This is a genomic window from Dyadobacter psychrophilus, assembly GCF_900167945.1.
Taxonomy (GTDB): Bacteria; Bacteroidota; Bacteroidia; order Cytophagales; family Spirosomataceae; genus Dyadobacter; species Dyadobacter psychrophilus.
The window spans coordinates 1-16,488 of the sequence record NZ_FUZA01000006.1 but is presented as its reverse complement, the minus strand read 5'-3'; the positions used below and the strand labels follow the sequence as shown (position 1 = coordinate 16,488).

General features: G+C 43.1%; 15 protein-coding genes. All 15 read right to left on the bottom strand.

Annotated features, from left to right (window positions below):
- Nucleotides 1–5: 5 nt before the first annotated feature.
- Nucleotides 6–1,388: a high affinity choline transporter 1 gene (locus B5X68_RS20060; protein ID WP_082216573.1), complete on the bottom strand. Its 1,383-nt coding sequence runs from the start codon at nt 1,386–1,388 to the stop codon at nt 6–8.
- 10 nt (nt 1,389–1,398) lie between these two features.
- On the bottom strand, nt 1,399–2,370 hold the full coding sequence (locus tag B5X68_RS20055; protein WP_082216572.1) for a hypothetical protein: 972 nt from the start codon (nt 2,368–2,370) through the stop codon (nt 1,399–1,401).
- A 33-nt stretch (nt 2,371–2,403) separates the two neighbouring features.
- On the bottom strand, nt 2,404–3,813 hold the full coding sequence (locus B5X68_RS20050) for an MBOAT family O-acyltransferase (RefSeq protein WP_082216571.1): 1,410 nt from the start codon (nt 3,811–3,813) through the stop codon (nt 2,404–2,406).
- A gap of 7 nt (nt 3,814–3,820) precedes the next feature.
- Nucleotides 3,821–5,014: a cytochrome P450 gene (locus tag B5X68_RS20045; RefSeq protein WP_082216570.1), complete on the bottom strand. Its 1,194-nt coding sequence runs from the start codon at nt 5,012–5,014 to the stop codon at nt 3,821–3,823.
- Nucleotides 5,015–5,062: 48 nt separating this feature from the next.
- Nucleotides 5,063–5,311, bottom strand: coding sequence for an acyl carrier protein (locus B5X68_RS20040; protein WP_082216569.1), 249 nt, complete (start codon nt 5,309–5,311; stop codon nt 5,063–5,065).
- 107 nt (nt 5,312–5,418) lie between these two features.
- Complete coding sequence (locus tag B5X68_RS20035; RefSeq protein WP_082216568.1) at nt 5,419–7,059, bottom strand: fatty acyl-AMP ligase; 1,641 nt, start codon at nt 7,057–7,059, stop codon at nt 5,419–5,421.
- Nucleotides 7,060–7,137: 78 nt separating this feature from the next.
- A complete protein-coding gene (locus tag B5X68_RS28685) occupies nt 7,138–7,452 on the bottom strand; it encodes a hypothetical protein (RefSeq protein ID WP_141110368.1) in 315 nt (104 codons plus the stop codon).
- A 218-nt stretch (nt 7,453–7,670) separates the two neighbouring features.
- Nucleotides 7,671–7,970, bottom strand: coding sequence for a Dabb family protein (locus tag B5X68_RS20030; RefSeq protein ID WP_082216567.1), 300 nt, complete (start codon nt 7,968–7,970; stop codon nt 7,671–7,673).
- 28 nt (nt 7,971–7,998) lie between these two features.
- Nucleotides 7,999–9,090 carry a sensor histidine kinase gene (locus tag B5X68_RS20025; RefSeq protein WP_082216871.1) on the bottom strand — a complete coding sequence of 364 codons (1,092 nt, stop codon included), beginning with the start codon at nt 9,088–9,090 and terminating at the stop codon, nt 7,999–8,001.
- A gap of 203 nt (nt 9,091–9,293) precedes the next feature.
- Entirely contained in the window at nt 9,294–10,568 is a 1,275-nt protein-coding gene (locus B5X68_RS20020) for a Glu/Leu/Phe/Val family dehydrogenase (RefSeq protein ID WP_082216566.1), read from the bottom strand.
- A 293-nt stretch (nt 10,569–10,861) separates the two neighbouring features.
- Nucleotides 10,862–12,676 (bottom strand): translational GTPase TypA, encoded by a 1,815-nt coding sequence (gene typA / locus B5X68_RS20015; RefSeq protein WP_082216565.1) that lies wholly within the window; start codon nt 12,674–12,676, stop codon nt 10,862–10,864.
- A 326-nt stretch (nt 12,677–13,002) separates the two neighbouring features.
- Nucleotides 13,003–13,386, bottom strand: coding sequence for a hypothetical protein (locus tag B5X68_RS20010; protein ID WP_141110367.1), 384 nt, complete (start codon nt 13,384–13,386; stop codon nt 13,003–13,005).
- 123 nt (nt 13,387–13,509) lie between these two features.
- Nucleotides 13,510–14,607 carry a T9SS type A sorting domain-containing protein gene (locus tag B5X68_RS20005; protein ID WP_082216563.1) on the bottom strand — a complete coding sequence of 366 codons (1,098 nt, stop codon included), beginning with the start codon at nt 14,605–14,607 and terminating at the stop codon, nt 13,510–13,512.
- A gap of 22 nt (nt 14,608–14,629) precedes the next feature.
- Nucleotides 14,630–16,198: a hypothetical protein gene (locus B5X68_RS20000; RefSeq protein ID WP_082216562.1), complete on the bottom strand. Its 1,569-nt coding sequence runs from the start codon at nt 16,196–16,198 to the stop codon at nt 14,630–14,632.
- 3 nt (nt 16,199–16,201) lie between these two features.
- Nucleotides 16,202–16,488, bottom strand: a 287-nt coding sequence (locus B5X68_RS19995) for an integrase core domain-containing protein (RefSeq protein WP_141110366.1), incomplete at its 5' end; no start/stop codon positions are given.

Below are 16,488 nucleotides of genomic sequence, written 5' to 3'. Positions count from 1 at the left end.
TCACTTTAAACTATTTTTTGTAGGAAGATCCGCTCCCAGAGTATGCCAACGATCATGCCGCCAAGGCTCGCCAGAAGGCCATAAACCAGCGGTGGATATTCTGTTTCAATGTAAGCGCAGAGAAGCCATGCGACCAAACCAGCGATCATTGAAATGATGCATCCTATTTCATTGGTGGCTTTCCAGTAAAGCCCTGCGGCGAGCGGCACAAATAGTGAAACAAGGCTGAAAGCGGACGATTCTGCAACGAGATCGAAGATGCTATCGCCTCTCACAGCCATAAAAATGCAAATGCCTGTGATGACCACGACTCCCCAGCGGATGATCCGGAGCAACTGCTGATCGGTTAATGCCGGGTTGAAAAATTTGAAAATATTTTCTCCCAAAACAGCCGCCGGAGCCATAATGGCACTGCTGGTTGTGCTTAAAATTGCGGAAACCAGCGCGCCGAAAAATATAATTTGCAGCGGGAGGCTCATATGCTGCAAAACCATATTGGGGATGATCAGTTGGCCGTCTTTATCTGTTTCCGGGTAAAGGTGATGGCCGCATAACCCAATAAACAGCGGTAACAACGCAACAGTGAGATACATGAGCGAAGACAGCAATGTTGCTTTTACAGAAACACTGGCAGATTTTGCCGACATTACCCGCTGAAAAACGTCCTGCTGTGGAATGGAACCAAGCCCGATGGTGATCCACGCGGCGAAGTATTCGACTGATGCCTTAAATGTAAAATCAGGATAAAATCTAAAAAAACCTTTTGGTGCTGCTTCGATAAGCGGCGTGAACCCGCCTACTTTTTCATAAAGCACAGCGGCAACAATGATCAGACCGACTATGATCATGATGGTTTGTACGAAATCTGTAATGGAGATCGACCACATGCCGCCCCAGATCGTATAAAAAACGACGATGACAGAACTGCCTAAAATACAGGTCATTAACGACCATCCGAGCACAACTTTCAGCACGATGCCCATCGCTAGCAACTGTGCTGCTATCCAGCTGAAATAGGATGGAATGATCAGAATCGCCGAGAGCAGCTCCGCCTGACGCCCATACCGGATCCTGAAAAAGTCACAGAATGTGATAATGTTCATCTTGTAAAACCGCCGCGCAAAAAATAATCCGACCAGCAAAAGGCATAAAGAAGCTCCAAAAGGATCTTCTATGACACCAAGAATACCATGTTCAACAAATTCTGTGGGAGCGCCCATAATGGTTTCTGAGCCAAACCATGTGGCAAAAGTTGCAGATGCTGCCAACACGAGCGGCAGTCTCCGCCCTGCTAAAACGAAATCCTGTGTGGTTGAAATCCTGCGGGAAGCCCAAAGTCCAATGCCCAGGTTAGCCAGCAAATATGCAAGAATAGAAAAAGCAAGCATTGAAAATCAGTTAGAAATTGTCAGATTTTTTGGTAAACTGCTCCTGTAAATAGCGCGTGTAAATAGCTGATCCTTTTGCATTAAGATGGTGTGAATCAAACAAATTCTCCGGTTTGAAGATAGCGTCCAAACCTGAATCCTTTGGCAATGCGATGAAATTCGCCGGCGGAATGTGACGTGCAACTTGTGACAAAATTTCAAATTCAGTCTTCGTAATGTTGTTAGGCATATAAAAAATGACTTGCTTCCCGCTTGTCCTGGCAATTGTAATGACTTCTTTTATCCTGGAAAGAAAATAAATGTTCGGCGGGGATTTTTCTTCGGATGACATTAATTTTTTTGTGTAAAAACGATTGTTAATCACCACCGAATTTAAACCCGAAATCCTTAATGCTACGCGCTGCATGCCGTTTTTAGCGAGGTTTGGCGGTCCTTCAATGGGATCATTTACGGGTTTAAACGTTTTCTTAACAGCGGCAATCTGGGGGGCAATGGAGAATGTTTGAAAGATTGTCGTATTCAATCCAGTCAGAAAATCATTCCATTTTTCGTGCTTATCGATATTTGCAGCCGCTTGCATAACCCGCATTCTAAAATAAACATCGTTGAAGACCTGGCCGGGGGTTAGATGGATTGTGCTGTAATCCAGCGCGCTCAATTCTACAAAAATTGTCTTGGTTTCAGGATTATTTTGAATGAAATCTCTTGCTATATGAAGCGAATTAGCGAATGAGAGGCTGAACAATCCCATATTGTAACTGTTGGTTTTTCCAGCATTTAACGAATCAAAAACCTCAGGATCAACTCCGTAAAGCGTCCGGCTGGTTCCTATGAAAACAGCATTGGGATGAAATGCGTCACAATGCTGTTTCCGCGTTGCAATGTCCCTTCTGGGATCCACGGCAAGCAAACCAACCAGCGAAACGAGGGTTAGTTTGAAAGCAAGGAACAGTACGATCCAAAGCAATATTTTTTTAACCATTGTGTGTCTGGATATACATAAATGGTTAGAATATTAAAACTGGATGTAATAAAAGTTGGCGACGGTAATCTGTCCGAATATCAGCACCAGTTGGGCTAAGATCAGAAATGACAGGTTTCGTTGTAAGGGACTTTTTTTCAATAAAAAGGAGGCAATGTCCTCTTTCTCACCCATTTGATAATTAATCAAATCCAATATTAAGAACAGAACAAGTGTAAGTCCGAAACCGGATGTTAAAATGGACAGTGCGCCGGATTGGAAACCAAACATTGCGCTGTACAACCTCAGACCGTTTTCCAGCTCCGCTGCTCTGAACCAGCCCATAATGAGCGTTCCGGTGAGCAGGCGCACGATAATGCGCATAACAGTGTGTGAATTTGAGCCGATCCGGAGACCCAAACCTCCGTAAAATCGCTCCCAGAAACGTTTAGTCCTGATCTCAAAATTAATGTAAGCCCATTGCAAAAATCCCCAGATCACGAACGACAAGCTTGGCCCGTGCCATAATCCCGTGATGATGAAAGTCAGCAGCCGGTTAAATTCCAGTCGTGCTTTATTAGTAACGCCTTTGCTAATGTTGAAAAATACGTAATCGCGGAACCAGGAGGTGACGGTAATGTTCCAGGAGTTCCAGGATTCGGTTCGGGAAGGGGTAAAATAGTACCGGTTTGCGAAGTTTTTGCTTAGTCTGATGCCCAGTAACCGGGCCGATCCCGTGGCAATATCGCAATATCCTGAAAAGTCACAATACAGTTGGATGGAGAAAAGCAAGATGGCCAATGTTACAGAAAATGCGGTATATTTTTCAGGCTGATCAAATACCGGATTGACGTGATCTGCAAATCTTGCTGCCAAGACCATTTTCTTAAACAGGCCCCAGACAATGAAGAAAATGCCTGCTTTAATGTTCTCCGGATCGTAACCAACTGGCGTTTTTAGTTGCGGGATCAGCTGCCGCGCACGTTCCAGCGGACCGGCGAGCATCGTTGGGAAAAATCCGAGATATAGCGCGAGATAACCGAAATGCGGTTCTGGCTTAATATATTTCCGATGCACGTCCGTCAGGTAACCGATGATCAGGAATGTGTAATAAGAGATCCCGATCGGCGCTAACCAATTCAAAATGACCGGTGAAAACGAATTATTGATGGGGACAAGATATTTAAAAAACACCAACGGAGCTAAGCAGAAGATTACTAAAAATGCTAAAAGTGTTTTGCGCTGCTTTTTCGAATGTTCCGGGTTCGCTAAATACCTGCCACCGAAAAAACAGACCGTTGTGAGCGCAAACCAGACTAGCACATAATAGCCGCTCCAACTAATGTTGAAAAGTACACTGAGGACAAGGAGCAAAATCCATTTTCGGCTTTGAGGCGTGTTGTAGTATGCCGCAACGATGATGAACAGGAGCAGAAAATATGTAAAATCAGTAAATTTGACCATTTTGCCTTTATTTTAGAAGGACAGGCAAATTCTTATGACCTCTGAAAAACACTTTTGAATCCCATTCACCGGGTTTTTCAGGATGAAGGCGGATGTTTGGAAATGCTGCCATGAACCGGGGCAAAAACTTCTGCATTTCAAAGCGGGAAAGCCGGGCACCCATGCAATGGTGGATGCCAAAACCGAAACCAATGTGTGGGTTGGGTTTACGTGTGGGTATAAACGTTTCAGGATTTTGAAAAATTTCCGGATCGCGGTTGGCGGAAGCAATTCCAAGCAGGACGGTTTTTCCCTTTTTGAGTTGCAAACCTTCAAATTCCATGTCCTCCCTCACTTGTCGGGGAATCCAGTTAACCGGGCTAACATAGCGAATTAGCTCTTCAACTGCAATTGCGCAGCCATCGTGTGAATCCCAGTTAATGCGTTTTTCCTTGTTTTCAATCAATGTGGCAATGCTTCTTGTGAGCAGCAATGTGGTGGTTTCTGTGGCTGCATTTACCAGAAATTCCCAGGTTCCAATCAGTTCGTTTACTCTTGGACTTCCCATAACCTCCTTCATTTCAAGCAGAAGGCTGTTTGTTGCTTGCTTTTCCTGTCTTGAAAGCGTCTCGCCCAGGTAACTCCGGAATTGTCCTGACATATTTGCGCATTCCAGCAAGTCCTTAACATTGAGTGTTTTTTCAAAAATAAGTGTGATTACGTAGGAGAATTTTTGAATAAAATCGTAGTCCTCACTTTTCAAGCCGATGATTTTGCTAATGATCAGAAAGCTGAATTTCCTGGTGATCTCAACCAAATCTGCTTCGTCCTTATCCTGATAGCTGTGGATCACTTCACGGATCGCGTCCATGGTAATGGTTTCATAATTAGCCTCATAAAACTTCCGATTAACCATTTTGCGATGTTCAGCGTGTGCTTGTCCATTCATAAAGAGCAGCCAGTGCCGCAGGCTTTCACCAAACTCCAGCAGCGCAGGATCATTATTGGCTATGGCCGAAACGACTTTGAACCGCTCAGTAAAATCGAAATTCTGGAAATTATCAGAGTCTGCAAAAATCTTCTTCACATGCTTGTAATCCATGACAACGAGGTCGCCAAAAACATTCAGATGAACGGGGTTGTTTTTGCGTACATCGTCTATCAGTTCAGCATAATTTTGACTGATTTTGTTTTGAGAAGACCAGATAGCCGCTGCTGACATGTAAAATTCGTTAAGTGAAAGTTGAGTAAATGGCAAAATCGGGACGGATCAGGCTTCCTGATTTTCCAAAATCCAGTTTGTTGTAGCTCCTATTGTGCCCATTTCCCAAAAAATAGACGGGCTAAGCTCCATTCCGAGCCATTCTTCCAGCTCGGAAGTAATGTTTACCATTAAAAGGGAGTCGAGGCGGAAATTAACGATTTCGGTATCCAGTTTTATTTGTTCGGATTCCAGTTCCGCATGATGGGCTATGCGTTCAATGATCCAGCCAGAGATTTCAGTATAAGTTTTATTCATTATTATGAAAAGGGAGCGTTAGTACAGTTTAGTGCTGTGAAAATAAGGATTTTATCTGCTTTTTAAAGAAAACAGTCGCTTAAATGATCCAGCGGGCACAAATCATGTCAAGTAATATGAAAAACCGATCGCGCTTTTAGTCTTTGAATTTTCCCGCTCGACGTTTTCGGCAGCTTCCCAACCGGCGCCAGCACTATTTTATGTGGCACCAATCCGAACGCTAATCCCACACTATTAGCAATATTGGTCTTAATCGAATGCTCGTCCGCTTCATTCAGGGCGTTATTCTTAACCTCGCTAACGATCATAAGCTCCTCACCCTGATCCGTTTCTATTGAAAACGCAGCCGTGCCATGCGGCTGAATGTGTTCATGGCACGAAACAACCACCTCTTCGATATCCTGAGGGTAATAGTTGGTTCCCCTGATAATGATCAGTTCCTTTTTCCTGCCTGTTATAAACAGTTGGCCATCGGCAAGAAATCCCAAGTCGCCAGTCCGGAGGAACGGGCCTTTTCCGCAGACAGTAAATGCCTGGAAAGTAGCGGCTGTGGCAGCGGGCTTTTCCCAGTAACCCAACGCAACTCCATCATTCTTGACCCAAATTTCTCCAATCTGGCCATCTTCCAAGATCAACCCTTGTTCTGGTTCAGCAATGACAACATTTGTAAATTCTACCGGCGGGCCGCACGCTACAACCATTTTGGGATTCGTTTCTGAAATGGGCCTGAAAATCATTGGCGTTGCATGCAAATGCAAACTGACCGCCAATGTCGCTTCCGCCAAGCCGTAAGCAGGCACTAGGCTGTCGGGTTTAAAGCCTGTAACCTGCATTGTTTCGGCGAATTGTTCCAAACTTGCAATCCGGATGGGTTCTGCGCCCACGTACAAGACGCGCAAGGAGCTAAGGTCCAAGCTCTGTAACTGCTCAGGCTTTATCCTGGCAACGCAATGATCCAGCCCGAAACCAGGTCCACCACAAAATCCTGCCTTATGCCGCGAAATGGTTTCGAGCAGCAAAACTGGCTTTGTAATGAATAAAATAGGCGAAATCACAAGGCCCGTTCCGCCTGTGAATATGGGAGAGAGCAACCCGTCCACAAGTCCCATATCGTGATAATGCGGAAGCCATGTGAGTGAAGTGTCCAAAGAAGTTCTGCCAAAGCAATTGTTGATGGCATTCAGGTTAGCTGTAAGATTAGCATGGCTTACCATCACACCTTTCGGCGATCCCGTAGACCCTGACGTATATTGGAGATAGGCAGGTTCGTCCGGCAATGTGGTGTGTTTTGGAGTCTGACCGGAAATTTCATTGTTAAGATCGTCTGTGAAGAACCAACCAATGGGCAAGTCTCTAAGATGTTTCGACGCCTCCGTTTGCCTTTGCGAAAGCATTTTAAGGGTTTTCCTGTTCGTAATGATCATGGACGCTTTACAATCTTCAATGATATTCAGGATCCTTTGAATAGCAGGTTCGGAATAACCTATGGGACAGGGCACGGCAATCAGACCGGCATGTAATGAACCCAGGAAAATTTTTATAAAAGCCGCCTCGGCTGGTAAGAGGATGATGACCCGTGAATGGGGCTTGCAAATGCACTGTAATTGATCAGAAGCCCCCAAAATGGCCTCCATTAATGTTTGGTAGCTTAGCTCCTCTGAAAGTCCTCCCTCTTTTTCAACAAATCCATAAGCAAGCTTGTCCGGAAATTGTCCGGCAAATAGTTCCAGTCTCGTAAATAGATCCATGAAACCAAAGGTATAAAAAAAGCAGTACGACTAAGAAATGATCTTAACCGTACTGCTTCTCAATATTTTATTATCAAATTACCTGGGACCGCGGGTTCTGTTTCGCTGACCGTAATGGTTGCCATTATTTTGTTGGCGTCGGTAGGCCTTATTATCATAACGGCTTGACCTGTAACGGTCTGCGTGAACTACTCTTGGATGAGACGGTCTTACAACCACAACTCTTGGTGGCGGAGGCGGCACGCGATGGTATCTGTAACCATAACCGTATGCAGGGCCGTAGCCGTAATCATACCCGTAACCCGGACCATGTGACCTGTATGTACAGGAAGATATGCTTATAGCTGCAATAATCGTAACGATAACTGACAGCACGATTCTATTTGTTCTCACGGCTTTATGTCGTTTTGTACTAAATATAAAACGATTTTCACCGCTTAATAGTGCGTTTTCGAGATTTTGCGACTTGTTTAAACCCTGTCCACAAAAGTTATCCACATATATAGTTAGGCGTAAATGAGCGTTAAATGCCTCAAAATACAGTTAATACAGATTTATTAACAAGTTATCCACATGCCTCATGTGGATAACTTGTTAACAATCATTAGGAATTAAGCTTCCACGTCATAAATTAAAACGCGCTCCCACAGATGCGCGCATTCGTCAACAAATTTCTTGTGCAAAGGGTGAACCTGGTATACATCATGCGCTGCTTCATCCGCAAAAACCAGGATTTCAGCAAAATCGTATGTAGCGTCAATAACCGGGCGGCGTGTAGCAGCAGGAGGGCCTATGAATACAGATTCGATGGATTCTATGGCTTCGAGGGACTTGATGCCAGCGAGAAGTGCCTGCCTGGCTTCTTCATTGTCTTTTTCTTTTAGCCAAAAAAATACGTTGTGAACAAACATGGGTAACCATTTATAAGTTAAAAATATATTAAGGATTCGCTTGTGTAACAGCCGCTTCGGGCAGATTTTCAGTGATTGGACTAATGTATGCCTTTTCAAGCTTAAATGAAAAAGTAGTGCCCTTATCTGGCTTGGACATGACCGCAATTTTCGTGTCGTGCGCATTCAGAATGTGCTTAACAATCGCCAATCCAAGGCCTGTTCCGCCAATTTCTTTGCTACGGCTTTTATCGATCCGATAGAAGCGCTCGAAAATGCGGTTCAAATGTTCGTGCGGAATGCCCGGCCCGTTGTCCCGGACAGAAACTTCTACAAATTTTCTGCCCTCACTAAAATGTACGATCACTTTTCCGCCCTCATTACCATACTTGACAGCATTTTCAATCAGATTAAGCATGACCTGTTCCATACGATCAGCATCTGCAAGAACCCAGACCTCAGCCAACTCATCAGGCTTCACTTTGAATGTGACGTCCCTGTCTTTTGCAATGTTTTCCAGCCTGCTGAAAATGTTTGTGGCCAGCAAATGAATGTCCATAGGCGCAATGTTCATCTTAATGTCGCCGGTTTCCATTTGAGAGAGCACGAGGAGATCTTTAACCAGCACATCCAGGCTATCCAGGTTTTTTGCAGCTTTGATCAAAAACCGCTCTCTTACGTTTTCATCTTCCATAGCACCATCGAGCAATGTGTGAATGAAGCCCTGCGCTGCAAAAATCGGTGTTTTAAACTCGTGCGAGACATCTGCAAGAAACTCACGACGAAATAATTCCAACTTTTTCAGCTCGTCGATTTCCTTTTGTTTTTTTGTTACGTAAACAAAAATTTCATCATTAATGGTCTTCAACGGATTCGACTCTGTAATCAATTTCTTCCTTGGAGCGAGGTTAAAATCCTTCATTTTAAGCTTATGGATCGTTCTGTACATCTTGTTCACTTCCCGGAAAACCAAAATGTCAACGGTATACAACACCAGAAAAAATGAAGAGATGAAAGCAGAAATAGCCGAAACGAAGAGCATTCCCCTCGATACACCTTCCACAAAAGCCAAAAAAGAAGTGGTGATAAGTGATATCAGGATCGCGAGTATGAAGGCAATAAAACGAGGACTTAGTGACATGATTTTCTTGAAAAGGGCTGTCAGCATTCAGCTTACAACCATTTGATTTTAGCTATAAAGTTAACATTCTGTTTGCAAGAAAACTCTATCGAGCGACTGGGCCTTTGCTTTAATAATATTACGTTAATGTGGATGCCGGGATTTTTATGTAAAAAAGGCAGCCTTCATTTAAGAAAGCTGCCTCTTCACCGAGTTTACTAATATTAAAATCCGCCGCGGAACTTGTATGTGCTTGACACCTTATCTATCGCGACGATGTAAGCCGCAATGCGTAGGGAAACTTTGTATTTCAACGAAGTTTCATACACTTTATCGAACGAATCCTGCATAATGCGGTCTGTGCGGCGATTAATGCGTTCTAATGTCCATTTATAGCCAATCCGGTTTTGAACCCATTCGAAATAGGAAACTGTTACGCCTCCTGCATTGGCAAGGATGTCGGGCACAACCATAATGCCTTTTTCATTAATAATGTCATCCGCTTTGAACGAAGTAGGGCCGTTTGCACCTTCAACGATCATTTTAGCCTGGATTCCGGCAACATTTTTCCGCGTAATAACGTCTTCTTTTGCAGCAGGAACGAGTACGTCCACAGGCAATGTCAGGAGATCATCTCCGGGAATAGGCTCAGCACCTGAGAAGCCTTCCAGCGAACCTTTGTTTGCATCGCGATATGCAACTGCTGCCGCGATGTCTATGCCTTTATCATTATAATAAGCACCCGAAATATCACTGATGGCATGGATGGCAACGCCTCTTTCGCGTAAGAGCAATGCTGCATGTGAACCCACATTTCCAAAACCCTGAACCACAGCCGTTGCGCGGTAAGGATTAATGCGCAATTTTTCCATTCCCGCTAATGCCGAAACCATTACGCCGCGCCCGGTTGCCTCAGTCCGGCCCAATGAGCCGCCCAATACAAGCGGTTTGCCCGTTACAACCGCTGGGATGGTCATTCCTTTTGATTTGGAATATTCATCCATTAACCACGCCATTTCTCTCGGGCCTGTTCCCATGTCCGGCGCAGGAATGTCCTGATCTGGGCCAAATACATCCAAAAGCGCAGTAGTATAAGCACGCATCAAACGTTCAATCTCTCCTGCCGACATTTCCCGCGGATTACACGCGACCCCGCCTTTGGCGCCGCCATAAGGAATATCCACAACTGCACATTTCCAGGTCATCCAAGCTGCCAGTGCGCGTACTTCATCCAGGTTTACGTCCGGATCAAAACGGATACCGCCCTTGCTCGGGCCCAGGATCGTTGAATGTATAACGCGGTAACCTTCAAAGGTTTTGATTTGCCCTGAGTCCATCATAACTGGCAGTCCTACAATGACTTGCTTACGAGGGACTTTTAAAATATGGTACATCTCTTCCGAAATTCCCAAAAGGTCGACAGCCTTATCAAACCTTTGCATCATTGATTCCAATGGATTTTCCTTATCCTTAATTGGAGCCGGTTCTATATATGACATTTTTATTTATTTAAAGTATTGATATTAAGTATGTTAATGAATAATATCTATTAGCTACTACAAACATAATTGATTATATTTTATAAAAATAAAAAACCAATTAATCTTGAAATAGTATAAAAAATGCAAATAAGTAGAATGTTTTATGCACAAAGCGATCTTTAAAATTATGGCCTTACTTTCACCGATTATTCCAAATTTCCTGAAAGGGTTTCTTCAAAATCTGAATTCGCAAAAAATAAAAAAGGAGGCATAAAATTTATGCCTCCTTTCAATATAATGCTAAATGGTTGTTAAGCCATTTCCATCTTTCCGGAATTACGTTTACGATCGTTTTCTTCCAGATATATTTTGCGCATACGCATGCTCTGAGGCGTAACTTCCAGATACTCATCCTTCTGGATATATTCCATCGATTCTTCAAGAGAGAAATTGATTTTTGGAGCAATCCGCAAACCATCATCTGTTCCTGATGCACGCATGTTTGTCAGTTTTTTCGCTTCCTGCAAGTTAACAACAATGTCATTTGGACGATTGTGCTCACCGATTACCTGACCACCGTAGATTTCATCACCCGGCTCAACGAAGAAACGTCCGCGATCCTGCAATTTATCAATGGTATATCCTGTTGCAGGACCTGTATTTTTAGAAATGATCGAACCGCTGATACGCCCTGGAATTGGTCCTCGGAATGTTCCGAATTCTTTAAAACGGTGTGTCATAACAGCTTCACCCTGCGTTGCAGTCAAGACATTCGAGCGCAAACCGATCAAACCTCTTGAAGGAATTTCGAATTCAAGATGTTGTAAATCGCCTTTCGGTTCCATGATCAGCAATTCACCTTTACGCTGTGTTGCCAACTCGATCACTTTACCAGCTGTTGATTCTGGCACGTCTACAACCAATGTTTCGATTGGTTCAAGGCGCTCGCCTTTTTCGTCTTCTTTGAAAAGAACCTGAGGCTGACCAAGTTGCAATTCATAACCTTCGCGGCGCATTGTTTCAATCAATACAGACAAGTGAAGGATACCGCGTCCAAAAACAAGGAATTTATCTTCTGTATCTGTTGCTTCCACGCGAAGTGCAAGGTTCTTTTCAGTCTCTTTCATCAGACGATCACGAAGGTGACGTGATGTTACAAACTTGCCTTCTTTACCAAAGAAAGGAGAGTTGTTAATCGTGAAAAGCATATTCATTGTAGGCTCATCCACCGCGATTCTTGGAAGTGGCTCCGGATTTTCTGCGTCTGCGAGCGTATCACCGATTTCGAAATCTTCAATACCCGTAACTGCGCAAATATCACCAGCAGTAACTTCCGCAACTTTCACACGGCCAAGGCCTTCAAATATTTGTAGTTCTTTGATTTTAACTTTCTTGAAAACACCATCAGCTTTGCAAAGCATCATGTTCGCGCCTTCTTTCAAAGTGCCGCGTTTTACACGACCGATTGCGATACGACCAACGAATGCATTGTAGTCAAGAGAGGTAATTTGCATTTGTGCATTTCCTTCATCAATTACCGGAGCGGGAATCGATTCGATAATCGTATCAAGAAGGAAAGTAATGTTATCTGTTGGTTTTTGCCAATCCGGACCCATCCAACCTTGTTTCGACGAACCATAAACCGTTACGAAATCAAGCTGATCTTCGGTTGCACCGAGGTTAAACATCAGGTCGAATACATTCTCCTGAACTTCTTCCGGGCGGCAGTTTTCTTTATCTACTTTATTTACAACCACGATTGGCTTCAAACCAAGGCCGATTGCCTTACCCAATACGAAACGTGTTTGTGGCATTGGGCCTTCGAATGCATCAACAAGCAACAAAACGCCATCCGCCATTTTAAGTACGCGCTCCACTTCACCACCAAAGTCTGCGTGACCTGGTGTATCAATTACATTGATTTTTACGTCTTTGTAACGCACCGATACGTTCTTAGAAGTGATAGTGATTCCACGCTCCCTTTCAAGATCATTATTATCAAGGATTAGGTCATCAAACTCCTGGTTATCGCGAAATAACTTTGAAGCGTGAATGATTTTGTCAACCAATGTAGTTTTACCGTGGTCAACGTGCGCAATGATTGCGATGTTACGAATGGCTTGCATTGTTTTATAGATCAATTGTTTACGGCTTTTCTTTTCGGTGGCTTAAAACCGGCAGTGAACCGTTTTGCTTTTAGTTTGACTGATTTTTTGTCAAATAGGGTGCAAATGTACGGACTTTTTCTGCTGAATAACAGTATTTTACAATTAATTTATTGTTACCTGCCGAAAAAGGCAGTTCATAATGAGAGAAGTGCAAAAAGTTATTTTAATTATTGGATGGTTACAATTCCTAATTTTCGCGTTACCGGGTATAACACAAAGAAAAGAGACGCCAAAATGGCGCCTCCTTTTAACTTCAACACACTTAATGAAAAACCTGCATTATCTTATTTCCTTTTAAGAAATATTTTGTCGATTCCTTCGACGTCCAGCACAATGGAGTCGCAGGTGTTGGTAAGAGATAAAAAAGAATAGACCTTAGTTCCCTTATTTTTAAACTTACCCGTGATTTTAAGAGAATCTCCCTTGGATATCCAGGCTAGTGCAGATTCATTCTGATTCCCAAAAAGCAATCCGCCCGTATCTTCGAATACGCCGGTGTTTGAAAAGGAAACGTCTTGCTTTATCTTTGGATTAGATTCAAAATTGCCTGTCCAGGTTCCAATTATATTTTTGTTGAAAGCAGGAGCAACGCAAAGCTGGTCTTTGTCTTTATCGCAAGATGTAGTGACAAAGAGTGCCATGCAAAACAACAGGATTCGCTTTACCATAACAATCTGGTTTACAAGTATAGTTAATTCCGCTAATCTCAGGTTCTAAGAGCTTTATAAAGGCCAAACTCGTTTCGTTGTTAAATTCATCGAGTCTGGCCAGTGTAAACATTAGCTCATTTACTAATTGTTTACCACGATCTTATGAGTTGTTTCAGAACCGTTTGTGTTTGTTAAACGCACCAAGTAAATTCCATTCAGTAAATTCTTGACGTTAACATTTGGCGATGGCTTGCCAGAAGATTGGTAAATAGCTTTGCCATTTGCCGCAATAATCTGAACATTTGCAACTTTGGTCCAATCGGCCGCTTTGATAATTAACTCTTCTGAAACCGGGTTAGGATACATATATGTAGCGACACCCTCAAACTTTACACTCCTAACGCGGCTGTATGCACTTGTTCCATCCTTATCAATCATGTGCAAGCGATATAAGTTATCGCCATCAATCGGATTAGCATCAATAGCTGAATACTCCGCTTTAGAATTGCTCTCACCCTTTGCCAGAACGCTTTGAATGATGCTCCATTCTTTGCCGTCAGAACTACGCTGAACATCAAATCGGTCACTATTCGTCTCTGTTGTAGTAGCCCAGATCAAATTAACCGCTGAACCTTCCGTGTTCAAGTCAAATGAGGTAAGATTAACTGGGAGGCTTTGACCGACTGGGAATGTTTGGAAAATTCTTCTAATTACAGATCCATCAAGATTCGCCCAGAATGAAGTATATGCACCCTGTAACTCGCTAATGTCAAAAGGACGAACCGTTATCGTATTTGAAGCAGGCACTGCACCAGAGAAATTTATGGTTACAGTTCCCAGCATGCATCCAGTCCCGGCTGGAATATCACTTTGATCCTCGTCTCGCAAAAGATTAATGCTGAAACTGTTTTTGTCAACCACAACGTCACCTGGTGCAGGAAAAGACACTCCTCCTAACGAAGTGTATGTGAAATTTCTAGCAATTGTCGCAGTAGTAATTGTAACGCCAGCGGGCACATTGATATCTGCGCGAATGTTCATTCCTTGCCAGTTGCTTTCATCGGGGTTGGCAGTGTTGTATCCCTGACCTTGAAATGCCCATACATCGAATTTGTAAGTCAATCCATCAGGAGACAAGGACGTATTTTGGAATTGAAGATCAATTGTTTGAGCCCTGAGCATGTTTGCAAAAAGGATCAGTGCAAATAGTAATGATGATCTTTTAAAAGTCAAATTCATATCTTAATAGTGTTATAGGTTGTTAATTCGTTAAATATTTTGTCATGCTTGAATAGTAGCCTGTCTTGAAGTTGTTATTAAAGATGGTTACATCTGCGCTGTCAACGACACCATCCATATTCAAGTCAGTATTGTGATAAGTCTTCGTTAGATTTGCTTTAAAGGCATTCTTGAAGAAAGGAACATCTCCCGAGTCTACGAAGAAGTCAGAGTTAGTGTCAGCGCCAATCATACACCATACGCCGCTTTTCAAAATCATTTGTGGTTTTGCTACAACTTGGTAAGCCTTAGATAAATCCGCAGAAAAATCATAGTTAATAGTGCCAGCATTGAAGGAAACTATCCCTAATCCAATGACAGCCAAATGGTTCCTATGTTTGACTGCTATTCGTACACCTCCAAGCTGTGGATTAAACTTTGGAGCAAGACCATCCTTATCTACTACACTTCCGTCTGATCTGAGCAAAAGACTCTTAGATTCAAAGATCGATGATGGATTTTGCATGCTTCGAATCTCTACTTTCACCCAGTCAACAATCTTATTTTCGCCAGGAAGACTGTTGATATCTGCAAACACTTCCCCTCCGCCGTAAGGATCTTGGGTTGGAAGCAGCCCGTAAGTTGAAGGGCTTGTTGGGAATTTCTGCAAATCATTCCGCATCGTTGCCACACCGTTTTCTTGTGTCGTTGCGCCTTGGAGGAAGACTTTCAGGTTTAAATTGACTTTGGTCTCGCACGGATTGATCGATACGGTTAATGCTGACGTGGAAAAATGGGTGTTGAAATCGCCTGTTGCGTTATCTTTGAAAAAAGCATAGTAAGTGCCCGCGCCTGCTTTCGTTGGATCAGCAACTTCGTATTTGTGCTCGGTATCGGTGTACCATACAAGCGACGTAAGTGGAGGCTGATTCGTAACTGGTATGTTATTTAGGTTAACTGTCGTAGCTGGGCAAGTGTTTACGGCAGTTGTACTTGACAAAGCAACCTGGGCAGTGCCTGCTGGGCAGCTTTTAAAAGATACATTGACTTTTGCAGTCGAAATATCAACAGAATAGCAATTATCTATATAGTTATAAAAGAAGGCATAGTAATCTCCAGGAGTCGTTGCCTGGGAAAGATCTACCGGCAAACCTTGATGGCTATTATTATTAAACCATCGAATTTCTTCTTTATAGCTATTATAGGGAGAGTTTTCCAGGTTTACAGCGCTTATTAATTCAGCATAAGCATAGGGGCACTTATTTGTTATGGACGATTGCTTTATAGAAACCTGAGCATCAACCTTCGATATCAAGAGTGATGCGGTAGAATTCGTAGTGTTGTAGCATTTCATGTCTTCGGCATAGTAAAATGCGTAGTATGGATTAACACTCGCTTTTCCAACGGACAGATTAGCGCCTCCAGAGCCAGCTTGTGATGCCTTCTGCCAAACTGGCGCGGCTTTTGGTGGTGTTATACTGGCGACAATTGCATTTAACGCAACCGATTCACAGGCGTACCGAGTTGTTACAACATTTCTTTTTAGAACAACCTGATCTGTGGGCAGAATGCAGTTGAAGGCATATTTATCAATGTCATGTATGTACCCCATTTTTCAGACAGCCATTTGTTGTTGTATTTCTTTTTTCAGCAGCAATTCTTTCCATTCAAAAGGGGTCATATTGCCGAGTCCTTCATGAGGTCTTCGCTGGTTATACTCTTCGATCCACTCCGCTGTTAATTGTCTGACCTGGTCAAGGTCGAAAAATAAATAGGCGTCCAATACTGCTTCTCTGTAAAGCCTATTAAACCGTTCAATGAACCCATTCTGCGTGGGTTTTCCTGGTTGGATAAACCGAGTTTCGATATTCCTAGCTGCACACCAAATTGCAAAATCCTTCG

Bases quoted from the DNA above. Each gene is read 5' to 3' on its own strand.
- typA (WP_082216565.1), bottom strand. From the start codon at position 12,676: ATGCAAGCCATTCGTAACATCGCAATCATTGCGCACGTTGACCACGGT.
- B5X68_RS20040 (WP_082216569.1), bottom strand. From the start codon at position 5,311: ATGAATAAAACTTATACTGAAATCTCTGGCTGGATCATTGAACGCATA.
- B5X68_RS20050 (WP_082216571.1), bottom strand. From the start codon at position 3,813: ATGGTCAAATTTACTGATTTTACATATTTTCTGCTCCTGTTCATCATC.
- B5X68_RS20045 (WP_082216570.1), bottom strand. From the start codon at position 5,014: ATGTCAGCAGCGGCTATCTGGTCTTCTCAAAACAAAATCAGTCAAAAT.
- B5X68_RS20035 (WP_082216568.1), bottom strand. From the start codon at position 7,059: ATGGATCTATTTACGAGACTGGAACTATTTGCCGGACAATTTCCGGAC.
- B5X68_RS20055 (WP_082216572.1), bottom strand. From the start codon at position 2,370: ATGGTTAAAAAAATATTGCTTTGGATCGTACTGTTCCTTGCTTTCAAA.
- B5X68_RS20020 (WP_082216566.1), bottom strand. From the start codon at position 10,568: ATGTCATATATAGAACCGGCTCCAATTAAGGATAAGGAAAATCCATTG.
- B5X68_RS20010 (WP_141110367.1), bottom strand. From the start codon at position 13,386: ATGGTAAAGCGAATCCTGTTGTTTTGCATGGCACTCTTTGTCACTACA.
- B5X68_RS20000 (WP_082216562.1), bottom strand. From the start codon at position 16,198: ATGGGGTACATACATGACATTGATAAATATGCCTTCAACTGCATTCTG.
- B5X68_RS20030 (WP_082216567.1), bottom strand. From the start codon at position 7,970: ATGTTTGTTCACAACGTATTTTTTTGGCTAAAAGAAAAAGACAATGAA.
- B5X68_RS20025 (WP_082216871.1), bottom strand. From the start codon at position 9,090: ATGTCACTAAGTCCTCGTTTTATTGCCTTCATACTCGCGATCCTGATA.
- B5X68_RS20060 (WP_082216573.1), bottom strand. From the start codon at position 1,388: ATGCTTGCTTTTTCTATTCTTGCATATTTGCTGGCTAACCTGGGCATT.
- B5X68_RS20005 (WP_082216563.1), bottom strand. From the start codon at position 14,607: ATGAATTTGACTTTTAAAAGATCATCATTACTATTTGCACTGATCCTT.